This is a genomic window from Idiomarina sp., from assembly GCF_019431395.1.
Taxonomy (GTDB): domain Bacteria; phylum Pseudomonadota; class Gammaproteobacteria; order Enterobacterales; family Alteromonadaceae; genus Idiomarina.
Genome location: NZ_CP080268.1, coordinates 1,717,189 through 1,729,781, shown reverse-complemented (window position 1 = coordinate 1,729,781; position 12,593 = coordinate 1,717,189). Strand labels below are relative to the sequence as shown.

The following is a 12,593-nucleotide window of genomic DNA, read 5'->3' as shown; positions in this document are numbered from 1 at the left end:
AATGCGCCTGTTACAACAAAGAGTCGTGGAACTATACAACTAACCTTTACCAGGCTCAACGCTACGACTTGCTAACTTCGCAACAGAGTTCCGGATGTCAATGCCGCTGGGCTCCTGGAACACAGCCAGGCCAAAACGCGGTAATATGGCATACAAGTGGTCAAAAATATCAGCCTGGATGCCTTCATAATATTCCCACCGAATATCATTGGTAAAACAATAGATTTCCAGCGGCAGGCCCTGTGGCGTAGGGCTTAGTTGACGTACCATAAGGGTCATGCCCTGATGAACTTTAGGGTGATGTATCAGGTAGTTCTGAACATAGGCTCTAAAGGTACCAATATTGGTCATGTGGCGACCATTCATGGTGTCTTTGCCCTGACTGACAAGCTCACGGTTCCAGTCGTTAATCTCACTTTGTTTGGTATTGACGTAGTCTTTTAATAGCGCCAGTTTGCTTAATTCGTTGAGTTTATCCTGGTTGAGAAAATCGATACTGGTTTGATCGATAAACAGCGAGCGTTTTATACGGCGGCCACCCGCATCTTGCATGCCGCGCCAGTTTTTAAAAGAGTCAGATATCAGACGCTTAGTGGGGATGGTGGTAATGGTTTTATCCCAGTTCTGAACGCGCACGGTGTGTAGCGCCATATCAATAACTTCACCGTCGGCATTAACCTGGGGCATCTCAATCCAGTCACCGACGCGGATCATATCGTTTGATGAGAGCTGAATGCTGGCAACAAAAGATAGAATAGTATCCTGAAATACCAACAGTGTTACCGCACCCATAGCACCGATACCGGACAGTAAAATGACTGGTGACTTATCAATTAACGCGGCAATGATCAGAATGGCAGCTATCAGATACACAATAATCTGAGCAATTTGCAAATAGCCTTTTATTGGCTTTAAGTAAGATCCCGGGCGGCGCATGTAGATTTCATTAACGCTACTCATCGCGGCGCTAAAGGCACGAGCCACAGTTAATGCAATATAGGCTATGGCAACGTTACGGATAACGGTAACGACCCACTCGGGCAACTCGGGGACATAGGCGATACCGGCTGACAATATCAAGGCCGGAACAACTTGTGCCAAGCGGCCAACAATAATTTTTAAGCCGACACTTGGGTCACTGCCGAGTTCGGTACGCGACAGCAGTTTGCTGACCCCGCGCAGCAGGATGTGTTTAGTAATAAACTGCGACAGCCAAACCGCAATAATCAGGATAGCTAATGCAGCCATTGTGTAAACCCAGGGCTGTTGGTCAGCCCAGTCTGTAAACCACTGAGGGTAATTCATCGTTGTCGCTCAACTTGACGCTTCAGTTCCGGACGAAGTCCCAGCATAAATACCACCTCAGCAACAACAAATAGCGGACCAATCGCTAAGCCAATAATGTCGTCGACAAATGCCGGTTTACGGCCTTCGTAATAATGCCCAATAAACTGAAAGATCCAGCCAACAATAAATAAACCGATTCCCCAGCTGAGCCAGGCTAGGGTGCTCATCGCAGCAATGTCACGGCCCAGGCTTAGGCAGAGCCATAACAGAACAGTCATCAACAGACCGAGTTTTATGTCTAACCGAATATAGAAAATGACAGCGGCAAAAACCACAAGGTTGGCCGGCGTCAGCAACAGATAGGCCACTGAGAACTCGGGACGGCTGAGTAACGTCAAAATGGCTATAACGATCATCGGTATGCCGACTAAGTGGGTCATGATATTACGGCGGTCACGATGGTAATCGCCGTATTGGGCTAAATGTTCAGCAACGGTTTTGTTGCTCATGGCTTGCTCCGTCCGCAGCTAGAGTTAATTGTGTAAAGAGTGCAATGTCCTTTGTCGTGTGTCAATTAATACGGCTATTACGACTATCGTCGGGTTTACTTTGTATGTTTTTTGCGCGAATCATAGCCAGGTAGATAATTTTAGCGTTGAGGAGTTAGACCATTGAGTACGCGCTATATGGTTTGGATAGTAGCCGTTGCCAGTGCTGTTGGGTTGGTGTTGTTGCCACTTCTGTTTCAGGAATCAGTTTTAATTATGTTCATAAATGCGATGTTAATCGCGTTATTACTGAGCTCGATGTTTGTACTACTGCGTCGGCAACAACAAATACAGACGTCGGCTACGTCTGCTCAGGATACACAGCCGCTCGATGAGACCTTACGTTACGTCACTGAAAACTCCGGCTCTAACGCGATTGCCACCGCTGAGCTGAGTTTTGCAATTAGTGACCTGGTAAAAGTGATTAGTGCGGTCAATGAGCGATTAGATGAGTCAGCAGCGTCTGCTAATCAAGCGCAACAGCAGGCAGAACAAATTAACCTGGCGACGGATTCGGTTGCTGCTACCACGGAGCAAACCAAGACCATTAGCGAACGTGGCAAGTTGTCTATGCAGCAATTAGCAAATGGCATTACGAAGATCGTGGAACAAAATCGCGAAGCTGCGGCTACGCTAGACGAGCTGCAACAAACCGCTGATAAAATTGCTAAGGTTACGGATGTGATTGAAAGCATTGCAGAACAAACCAATCTGCTGGCATTAAATGCATCAATTGAGTCGGCTCGAGCGGGAGAACATGGGCGCGGCTTCGCGGTGGTTGCCGACGAGGTAAGAACGCTCGCGGGACGAACGGGCACAGCCACTGTAGAAGTATCTGAACTGGTTGCTAGTATTCGTACACGTACATCGGCGGCGGTAACAAGTATTCGACAATTGGCCGAGGATATTAGCGTGCAGGCGGCTAGTAGTGAACAGTTATCGGAGCAACTACAGCAGCTCGCGGAGCAGTCATCAGATGCTAGTGAAAAAGTGGCAACGATGGCTAGTTTATCGACCAATAACCGTGAATTGATGCAAGCGAACGCTGATAATGTGCTACATGCGTTAAACGACCTCAGTACACGCAAGCAACAGCTGGGACAAGTAGAAAAGCAGGCAAAACAATTAGAGCAGCAGTCAGAGCAATTATTTGGGCTACTTGGTTGACGAAAATGATGGTACCGAACATGGTGAAATCTTCCGTCTTGCACGTGCGGCTGCTGATCAAATTGAAGTTTGTTTTGAGAATGCGCTGGCGCGCAATGAATTAACCCGCGAGCAGCTATTTGATCGCAATTATCAGCCAGTCGAGGGCGTCTCTCCGGCAAAGTATGAAACCGCATATACGGCATATCTGGCACAACACCTACCGCCCATTCAAGAGCCAGTGCTCGGTCAGAATAGTGATCTTATCTATGCGATTACCACGGATCCCAATGGCTATGTTGCACGCCACAATGATCGTTTTAATCAGCCTTTAACCGGTGATTATGAGCAAGACTTAGTGGGTAATCGTTCACGTCGTATTTTTGATGACCCAACGGGTAGCCGCTGTGGTGCCCATACACAGAAATTGCTATTGCAGACTTATAAACGCGACACAGGTGAAGTCATGCATGACCTTTCCGTTCCGATTTATGTTGAGGGTAAACATTGGGGAGGTTTTCGGGTAGGCTATAGGCCTGCATAACGATGCCAACAAGCGAGAAAGCTGTATGCCGCATGACACGACTGCGATCAATAGACAACGTCAGGATTTAAGTCAGCATGATTCCGTTTGGCTGTTTGGCTACGGGTCATTAATTTATAAAGTAGATTTTCCATATCTTGAACGCCAACCTGCTTCTATAGAAGGTTGGAGTCGTCGCTTTTGGCAAGGCTCACATGATCATCGTGGCACGCCTGAAAATCCTGGACGCGTGCTAACCTTAATTAAAACGCCGGGTGAACGTTGTACTGGAATGGCATATAAAGTGAGCCCGGATGTCTTTGCACATCTCGACCATCGGGAAAAAAACGGCTATCTGCGTTTTTTTACCCCCATGACATTTACTGATGGCACGCATGAACAGGGACTTGTTTATATTGCTACAGAGGAAAATGCGGCATTTTTAGGGGATGCTGATGAGGCCGACATTGCGCATCACATTGCTCATTCTGAAGGGCCTAGCGGCCATAACGCAGAGTATTTGCTTAAGCTTTCTGATGGTTTAGCAGAGCTGGGGATTATTGATCCTCACGTCGAGGCGATTCGTCGTCATCTTGAACCTCTGTTGTAGGAGCATTGTTTTGCGAACTAGGCCGATCTGCTATAGAGCCTATACACATACGGCAGTCACCCTCTGCGGGCGCAGAAGCTTCCACATAGCGAAGTTTATGTGATGCACGGCCACGATTAGTCGAAACCTGATAAATACGCTCTCTATCGTGGTTTTGATTGTCATCGCTCATGCTAGGACTCGATGGCCGCTGAGTTTTGACAGTATAATCGGTAAAGTAAATTCATGATTTCTGCAGTACGCGGATCAGCCAGCTGGTAATGAATATACTTACCTTCACGTCGAGTACTAACCAAGTCCTGTTGACGCAGACGATTTAAGTGCTGCGAGAGCATGGGCTGATGCAGCTCTAAACGTTGCTCAATTTCACCTACAGTAAACTCACCTTCGCTCAGTAAGCATAAAATTAATAACCGGTCAGGGTGCGACAACAGTTGCATCACTCGCGCCGCCTGAGCGGATGAGGCTCTCATCACTTCCGGGTTCATAGTCACTTTTATCTCTTAAGTTAGAATCGTTCCCATTAATAATAACAAATGTTGTACTTAACAGGGGATATTAGTCGAGGTTAATTAGTTCACCGACAGGTTTTGCGGGATGAATTAAATGACCCTGCCACTTCTGACAGCCAAGTTGTAGTATCAGTTCCAACTGCCTTTCATTCTCGATACCTTCGGCGATAACCTCGACACCGGCTTCTTTTGCAATTTTAATCATTGCCGCCACAATGCGTTGCGTGCGTTCATTATCGGTCAGGCTTCGCACTAAGCTACGATCGATTTTTACGGTATCAATGGGGTAATCGGCTAAGTAGTTTAAACTAGAAAAGCCGGTACCAAAGTCGTCAATTATCACTGCGATACCGAGCTGTGATAATTGCTGAATGGTACCGTTGATGGCCTCATCAGCTTCATTAAGCGCGCCTTCTGACACCTCTATCGCCAATCCACCTTTTAACTCGGGATTATCGGCTAGTTGACGCGCAAACTCACTGCTCAACTGGCTGGACAGCTGTGAAGTTGATAAATTTATGGACACCCGTTTGATGGGCGAATTGTCATCTTGCCATTGCGCTAATTGGTTGCATACCGATGACAATACCCAAAAACCGATTTCAGTTAAGGCGTTGCCATGCTCAGCATGGCGCAGGAATTCACCGGCACTCAATAAACCGAACTCTGGATGATGCCAGCGCAACAGCGCTTCGGCGGCGACAACGCGGCGCTGATCGTCCAGGATAGGCTGGTAAAACATTTCGAGTTGTTGTTTTTGTAAGGCTGACTGAATATCTTCGGCCAATTGCAATTGTGTATGTGATGGCTGCTCGACATCCTGCTGAAAAATGACTGCATTACTGGCGTGACCATGGCGAGCGGCTAACATAGCCGCTCTGGACTGAGTGACCAGTTGCTCACTATCATAACCATCCAGTGGATAGATACTGGCACCTGCGCTGCAGGTTAAGTGAAACTGTGCATCCTGATTAATAACTAATTTTTGTTCGAAGACTGAGAGTAACTTATCGCTAATAACCTGAACATCAATGTATTCAGTGATGTTATTAATCAACACAATAAACTCATCGTTACCGGCTGAGTAAAGTTTACTGCCAAAAGGCAAGGCCTCTTTTAAGCGGCGGGCTATGCGTTGCAATGCCTGAGCGCCAACCAGCCCACCATAGCGTTAGGTAAGCTGATAAAACTGGTTGATGTTAATGGTGACCAACGCGGCAAGGCGATCATCAGGTAAGCTGTTGATCAACTCATTAAAGCTCTCATGTAAGTTACGAAGGTTGGGTAAGCCCGTTGTTTCGTCGTGATAAGCCTCTTGCACAAGCTGGTGATATTGTTGCTCGATATGAGAGAGGTCGGCCAGACAGGCAATTAAGCGGTCGGTTTTGTCACACTGTTTTACAATAAGTTGTGCTTTAAAACGAGTGAAATCCTTGCGTCGACCTACAACAGCAAAGGTTTCGCCTGGTTCAAATGCGGCGCTTTTCTGAGAATGAACCGGGGTGAGAATATCCTCCAGCCGTGTACCTTTGACTTCGTCGTTACTCAGGCCGATGATTTTCTCAAAATGTTTATCAATGTGGCTGACGCGTCTTTCGTTATCTAACTCCGCCTGGCCAATCATAAAATGTTGGCTGATCTCAGTATTGGGAGAGTCGGCAGGGGAATTAAATTCCGTCGAAATATTTAGCCAGGAGCCTTTTATGCGCTTGCCGGAGTCGTCGTCCTGACGGATTTGATCGCGGATCCAGATGTAATGGCCATCGGCATGTTGAAAGCGGTATTCGTAAAGAAATTCAGGTTCTTCGACGCCGCGAATTGCTTTTTTAACTACCGCATTGCGGTCGGCCGTATGTAAATGATTGAACCACCAGTTTGACGCTTTAATTTCATCTATAGAGTAACCTAAAAGCTTTTCTGCATTTTTACTAACCCAGTGGACCCGAAAATTATCGTTCTCGCGACGTAACTCAAAATGAATAGTAGGGCTGTTCTGCAGATAATCACTGAGCAAGTCAGTGGGTCTGCGGTAGTGTTTTTGCCAGGAGCGACCATATATGACAATAAAGATGAGTGATAAAACAATTACCACCCACGGCTGGGCATGGCGTAACCACCAGCTAACATCTTCGGATAAACCAGCCCATTCAGATAGGGCAAGCATTACAGCTTCCATCGCTACAATTAAAATGACATACAATGCGACAGCATGAAGCGTAGTCCGCTTGTACCAAGGTTTGTCGTGCTGCTTGCTCATCGTATTCGTGCCCATGGTATTTCGTCTTTTGGCTGTGCTTTACTCAAAATAGCGCCTTGTAACTCCTCACAACCAATTTGTTTTAATAGTAATAACTTACTACGGTCATCCACCCCTGTCGCGATCGTTTTTAGGCCACGCGAGCGTGCCATTTTAACCATGGATGACAACGCGCGCTTTTTATCGCTGTTAGATGTTGCTTTTTTAACCAAATCTTCTGATAGTTTTACCGCATCTACGGGCAAAACGAATAAGGACTGTATAGTAGAAGCGCCTTCACCAAAATGATCGGCAATAATGTTCACGCCAATACCACGTAGTTTTTCTAAATAACGTTTTGCTTTATCGGATATTCGCATCAACGACTTTTCACTCACTTCCAGGCTGAAGTCTCGTGGCGGGAACTTTGATTCCTGCAGCTCCCGGGCGACCGCGTTCAGGACGTTGGGTTCGACGATATCATTTAAGGTAATGTGCAGTGAAACGCGCACCACAAAACTATTCTTTTGCCATTCGCGAATATCTTCAAAGGCTTTTTTCACCATCCACGACGTAAATTGTTCGGTTAATGCTGCTTCTTCTATGAGAGGCCGGAATTCATCGGCCGTCATATCACCGCGCTTGGGATCGGTCCATTTAACAATGGCCTCTAAGACCGAAAAATAGCCGGTATTGGCGTTAAGCCTTGGCTGGTAATATAAGCGGATGTCATTGCTTTCGATGGCTTCGGTTAGTTGCCGTGAGAACGAAACATCCGAAATGGATTCTATGGCATCGTCCTGCTCTAAAAACGAAAAGTTTTTATTTTGTTCACGGGCTTCGAACGCATGGTGTTGTGCCTGCTCGACAACTTGCTCTGCTTTTTCTTTGACTTGCCCGCGACTGGTGCGTAGAACACCGGTTGCGCTATCAAGTTGATACGGTACACCATCAATGACAATAGGGCGCTCGAGTAACTTTTTTAGCTTTTGTTCGAGTTCTTTGTGAGAGTGCTGCGTGTCAGTACTGACACCCACCAGTTCGTTATTAGAAGTTTGCCCAATGTGAGCTGACTTACCGATAATATTGCGTAGTTGTTCTGCTAACTGGCGCATTAGCTTTTCGGTTCGTTCAGTACCTATTTGATGCTGGATACGCTCCATGTTTTGCAGCTTAAAGTTAAATATGTCGACTAAATCTTTGGTATCGGCGTCTTCTTCGTTACCTATGGATTTGAGTTGCTCAACAAAGGCTGCCATATTGGGTAGCTCAGTACCCTGGTAGGTATGTTTGGCTTTTTTCTCCAATGCCACCAGGTCTTTAACGGAATTCGCTATAAGACCGGCAATTAATGGCATTAAGGTCAACAATAATAATCTCAGTAGCCAACCGGTACTAATTTCGCTGTCGGCAAATGCGGCATCGGCGAATGATAGAGGACTTAAAGCAACTCCGCACACAAATCCGCCGAGGGCGCCAATACGAGGCCCGAGTAATAGCCCGGCAAAAAATAGTGGCACATAAATAAGGTGTTCGTAGACACTGGGTAAGCCCGTTGTTGTCTCGATAAGTTTTACGCACGCAGCGACAACAATAGCCAACACAAAACCAATAAACACCTGTTTTTCAGCGTTTAACTTGGTAAAGTCAACAAGGCTCTCGCGGCACCAGGCCGCAAAGCTGTATGGATCGTTGGGTTTGGTCATTGTTGTTAAGTAGACTAACCTTTTTGTGCTATATACGGTTACAGAGTGTTAATTTAGTTGCTTTATGTCAAGTATTTAGTATGCGTAATATCATAATTACAACAGTATAACGTACGTTTTAAAGGAAACTTTAATGAAAGACAAGCTAGAAACGCGTTCATTTATCATTATGCTACTGCTGGTAAGCATCGCGTTTTTATGGGTGCTTAAACCTTTCTGGATGTCGATTTTCTGGGCTTGCGCGGTGGCGGTTATTTTTTATCCGCTACAACGTAAGTTACAACACTCTTTGGGCGACAAGCCCAACCGGAACGCGTTGTTAACATTGCTCATTGCCGTTGTGATTGTGGTGATACCGGTGTTGGGCATCGCCTATTCCTTTATTCAGGAAGGCGTTCAGTTTTATCAGAAAGTAGATTCGGGGGAGATTCGCCCCGGTCAGTTTATTCAGCAGATAGAGACGGCCTTTCCGTTTATTCCGGAGTTACTGGAAAAACTCGGTATAGAAACCGATAACCTGCGCCAGAAAATTTCTGAGTTCGCGGTAAGTGCCAGCCGCACACTGGCAGAACAAGCGCTGACGGTGGGGCAGAACACCTTTAGTTTTGTGGTGAGCGTTGCGTTAATGATTTACCTGGTGTTCTTTTTACTACGTGACGGGCATTTATTGATTAATTTAATGGTGCGAGCGTTACCGCTGGGAGATCAACGTGAACGCGAATTGTTTGGCAAGTTCGCAGAGGTAACCCGGGCCACGGTAAAAGGCAATATTGTTGTCGCTATGGTGCAGGGCGCACTGGGCGGTATAATATTTGCGATCCTCGGTATTCCGGGGGCATTGCTTTGGGGTGTGGTGATGGCGTTTTTATCGCTTATCCCAGCCGTTGGTGCCGGCATCGTTTGGTTGCCGGTAGCTGTTTATTTGTTGGCTACGGGTAGTGTGTGGGAAGGTATCGTATTGATCGCATACGGTGCGGTGGTTATTGGCTTAGCCGATAATATTTTGCGTCCACTGCTGGTGGGCCGCGATACCAAACTACCTGATTATATTGTTTTATTTTCAACCCTCGGCGGACTGTCACTGTTTGGTATCACAGGGTTCGTGATTGGGCCGCTGGTAGCGGCCCTGTTTATGGCGTTTTGGGACATTTTTATGCGTGAATTTAACGTTGACGGGCAGTCAGGTTAAATTCAGTAAAACGGCCGTTCGTACCCCCCCTCAAGGCCTTGCGGTGATAACACCCACTGCCATAGCTGGATATCGCGGGCGCGGAATGCGCCTGCGCAGGACAGCAGGTAGTAAGTCCACATGCGGTAGAAGTTATCGTCAAAATCGCCTTTGATTTCCGGCCAGGCCTGGTCAAAGTTGGCAAACCAGGCCATTAATGTCCTGTCATAGTCAGCGCCGAAATTATGCAAATCTTCGCATACAAATCGCTCTTCAATAGCCTGCCCAATTTGTGCGATAGAGGGGATCTCGCCGTTAGGGAATATATAACGACTAATCCAGGGGTCGGCGGCAGTATCGGATACATTCTTGCCGATGGAGTGTAGTAAAAATAACCCATCCTCTTTGAGGCAGCGTTGGGCGACGGTCATGTAGTCGTCGTAGTTTTTTTGTCCAACATGTTCGAACATACCCAGGCTGATGATGATACGGCGAAGCGCGTTCGTCCAGGTCCCGATAATCTTGCAACCTGAATTCAACCGGTAACCCTTTACACCGCTGTTGCCCCAATGCAACCTGCTCTTTAGATATGGTTACGCCAACACATTCGACCTGGTAATTCTCGGCTGCATATTGCATAAAACTGCCCCAGCCACAGCCTATATCCAATACCCGCATGCCGGGCTTTAGGCCGAGCTTTTGGCAGCATAGCTCTAATTTATCCCGCTGCGCGTCATTCAGGTTATCGCTGTGGCGCCAGTAGCCGCAGGTGTAAACCATACGTGGATCCAGCATGTGTTGATAAAGCTGATTACCGATGTCGTAATGGTGCTGGCCTACTTCCCAGGCTCGCTTGCTGTCCTGTAAGTTAAACATACGCGCTTTTAGGGAGTGAAATATCAGCCGCGCCGGATTAACTTCGTGTTGAACCCCCGAACGAAGCAGCCGGTGAAAAAACTGGTCCAGCTTTGCAACGTCCCAAAGCCCTGCCATATAGGATTCTCCCAGGCCTAGATTGCCCCGCGAGAGTGCCTGATCAAAAACGCTTTCATCATGCACCTGCATATCCCAGGGGCGTTCGCCATTGATACGGATATCGGCGCTAGCTAACAGCTCTTCCACATAAGCTCTCGAGGTTGCCATGTGATTCCCTTTTTTGAGAATGTTGTTGTTATGGTTAAAAAATTAGCGCATTCAACAGGAATACGCTAACAGGATGTACAACTTATGACAACGCTCAGCCTTATGGGCGCAATTATGTCGGCAATTATGTCGGCAATTACCGTGGACTTGAGCGAACAAATTCGGGATAGGCTTCAACGCCACAGTCGACGCTGTCAGCACCTTGGTACTCCTGTTCCTTCGAAACACGAATGCCGATAATTTTGTGCAGAATCCACCACACGGCCAGGCTGGTAAAAAACATCCAGGCGAAGATAACCGCGGCTCCGCTGAGTTGCCCGCTAAAGGTTGCTGTGCTGTCACTGAGCGGAACAATCAGCAAACCGAAAATGCCACCAACACCGTGTACCGACAATGCGCCGACAGGGTCGTCAATGCGTAGCTTGTCAAACATTAGAATTGATACCACGACGATTAAGCCCGCAACGAAACCGAAAACGGCCGCGAGTTCAGGGGATGGTGTGGCAGGTTGCGCGGTTATCGCCACTAAACCGGCCAACGCACCATTTAGGATCATGGTAAGGTCGGCTTTTTTGGCTGTTAGTTTGGTCAATAGCAGTGCGCCTAAGGTACCGGCCGCCGCCGCAATATTCGTGTTTACAAAAATCAGCGCAATGGCATCAGCATTACCTGCTCCGCTTAATTGCAACTGTGAGCCGCCATTAAAACCAAACCAGCCAAACCACAAGATAAAGGTGCCTAATGCAGCCAGTGGCATATTGGCACCGGGAAAGGCCTGCGGTTTGCCGTCTTTGTATTTACCGCGGCGTGGGCCCAACACAATAACACCAGCTAGCGCAGCAGCGGCGCCGGCTAAGTGAACAATGCCCGAACCGGCAAAGTCAACGAATCCCCATGCGGATAAAAAGCCTCCGCCCCAACTCCATGCACCCTGCACCGGATAAAGAAAGGCGGCCAGGACGATGCTAAACAGCAAGAAACTGATGAGCTTCATGCGCTCAGCAACCGCACCGGAAACAATAGAAAGAGCGGTTGCCACAAAAACACTTTGAAAGAAAAAGTCCGCGGCGTCAGCATAGGTATCGGAACCGCCCTCGCCGTACATGAGCTGATAGCCGATGAGTAAATAACAGACACAAGCCAGTGCATAGAGGGTGATATTTTTAGTTAAAATCTCAGTGGTATTCTTAGCCCTTACCAGCCCGGCTTCCAACATGGCAAAGCCTGCGGCCATCCACATAACTAAGGCACCGGATATTAACAGGTAAAATGTATCAAGGGCAAAAGCCAGGTTAGTTGATTCCATTATCTGCTCCTTACAGCGCTTGCTGATCAGTTTCGCCGGTGCGAATGCGGGTACAGTGTGTCAGTTCCCAAACAAATACTTTGCCGTCGCCAATGTTGCCGGTATGAGCATGTTCAGCTATCGCCTCGGTTACGCGCTCCTCCATGTCATTAGCGACCGCGATCTCAATGCGGATCTTGGGTAAAAAGTCGATTTGGTATTCGGCTCCGCGGTATAGTTCGGTATGCCCCTTTTGCCGGCCAAATCCACGCGCTTCGGATATTGTCATGCCGGTGCAGCCGATATCGGCCAGTGCGCGACGCACGTCATCGAGTTTAAAAGGTTTAATTAATGCAACGACCATTTTCATTGTTGTCTCCTGGATATGGACTAACGATGACTAGCTTTACAATTGTCGTGCCAAACTAT

General features: G+C 47.4%; 14 protein-coding genes. 4 read left to right on the top strand and 10 right to left on the bottom strand.

Annotated elements, in window-relative coordinates; all coding sequences use genetic code 11:
- Positions 1-39 precede the first annotated feature (39 nt).
- Complete coding sequence (locus tag KZ771_RS08455) at positions 40-1,305, bottom strand: mechanosensitive ion channel family protein (RefSeq protein WP_290652894.1); 1,266 nt, start codon at positions 1,303-1,305, stop codon at positions 40-42.
- The gene (locus KZ771_RS08450) at positions 1,302-1,796 is read right to left on the bottom strand and encodes an Mpo1-like protein (protein ID WP_290573443.1); all 495 of its coding nucleotides are present in this window, start codon (positions 1,794-1,796) and stop codon (positions 1,302-1,304) included. The genes KZ771_RS08455 and KZ771_RS08450 overlap by 4 nt, the downstream gene beginning before the upstream one ends.
- A gap of 162 nt (positions 1,797-1,958) precedes the next feature.
- On the opposite strand from KZ771_RS08450, the gene KZ771_RS08445 reads away from it, so the two are divergent.
- The 3 genes from KZ771_RS08445 to KZ771_RS08435 are packed head-to-tail and all read left to right on the top strand — an operon-like array spanning position 1,959 to position 4,114.
- Entirely contained in the window at positions 1,959-3,002 is a 1,044-nt protein-coding gene (locus KZ771_RS08445) for a methyl-accepting chemotaxis protein (RefSeq protein ID WP_290652892.1), read from the top strand.
- A complete protein-coding gene (locus KZ771_RS08440; RefSeq protein ID WP_290652890.1) occupies positions 2,986-3,525 on the top strand; it encodes a hypothetical protein in 540 nt (179 codons plus the stop codon). Before KZ771_RS08445 ends, KZ771_RS08440 begins: the two co-directional genes overlap by 17 nt.
- Before the next feature lie 25 nt (positions 3,526-3,550).
- Entirely contained in the window at positions 3,551-4,114 is a 564-nt protein-coding gene (locus tag KZ771_RS08435) for a gamma-glutamylcyclotransferase (protein ID WP_290652888.1), read from the top strand.
- A 173-nt stretch (positions 4,115-4,287) separates the two neighbouring features.
- On the opposite strand, the gene KZ771_RS08430 is transcribed toward KZ771_RS08435, so the two are convergent.
- The 4 genes from KZ771_RS08430 to KZ771_RS08415 form a co-directional block, all read right to left on the bottom strand.
- On the bottom strand, positions 4,288-4,602 hold the full coding sequence (locus KZ771_RS08430; protein ID WP_290654831.1) for a metalloregulator ArsR/SmtB family transcription factor: 315 nt from the start codon (positions 4,600-4,602) through the stop codon (positions 4,288-4,290).
- Between the two features lie 70 nt (positions 4,603-4,672).
- Entirely contained in the window at positions 4,673-5,785 is a 1,113-nt protein-coding gene (locus KZ771_RS08425) for a GGDEF domain-containing phosphodiesterase (RefSeq protein ID WP_290654830.1), read from the bottom strand.
- A 12-nt stretch (positions 5,786-5,797) separates the two neighbouring features.
- On the bottom strand, positions 5,798-6,883 hold the full coding sequence (locus KZ771_RS08420; RefSeq protein WP_290652886.1) for a PAS domain-containing protein: 1,086 nt from the start codon (positions 6,881-6,883) through the stop codon (positions 5,798-5,800).
- A complete protein-coding gene (locus KZ771_RS08415) occupies positions 6,880-8,568 on the bottom strand; it encodes an EAL domain-containing protein (protein ID WP_290652884.1) in 1,689 nt (562 codons plus the stop codon). Before KZ771_RS08415 ends, KZ771_RS08420 begins: the two co-directional genes overlap by 4 nt.
- Before the next feature lie 133 nt (positions 8,569-8,701).
- On the opposite strand from KZ771_RS08415, the gene KZ771_RS08410 reads away from it, so the two are divergent.
- Positions 8,702-9,757, top strand: coding sequence for an AI-2E family transporter (locus KZ771_RS08410; RefSeq protein ID WP_290652883.1), 1,056 nt, complete (start codon positions 8,702-8,704; stop codon positions 9,755-9,757).
- A gap of 2 nt (positions 9,758-9,759) precedes the next feature.
- On the opposite strand, the gene KZ771_RS08405 is transcribed toward KZ771_RS08410, so the two are convergent.
- From KZ771_RS08405 to KZ771_RS08390, 4 genes are all read right to left on the bottom strand, one after another.
- Positions 9,760-10,167 (bottom strand): class I SAM-dependent methyltransferase, encoded by a 408-nt coding sequence (locus KZ771_RS08405; RefSeq protein ID WP_290652881.1) that lies wholly within the window; start codon positions 10,165-10,167, stop codon positions 9,760-9,762.
- Positions 10,070-10,879 (bottom strand): class I SAM-dependent methyltransferase, encoded by an 810-nt coding sequence (locus KZ771_RS08400; protein WP_290652879.1) that lies wholly within the window; start codon positions 10,877-10,879, stop codon positions 10,070-10,072. The genes KZ771_RS08405 and KZ771_RS08400 overlap by 98 nt, the downstream gene beginning before the upstream one ends.
- Before the next feature lie 136 nt (positions 10,880-11,015).
- Positions 11,016-12,185, bottom strand: a complete 1,170-nt coding sequence (gene amt / locus KZ771_RS08395; RefSeq protein ID WP_290652877.1) for an ammonium transporter — start codon at positions 12,183-12,185, stop codon at positions 11,016-11,018.
- Positions 12,186-12,195: 10 nt separating this feature from the next.
- Positions 12,196-12,534, bottom strand: coding sequence for a P-II family nitrogen regulator (locus KZ771_RS08390; RefSeq protein WP_133538961.1), 339 nt, complete (start codon positions 12,532-12,534; stop codon positions 12,196-12,198).
- Positions 12,535-12,593: the final 59 nt, after the last annotated feature.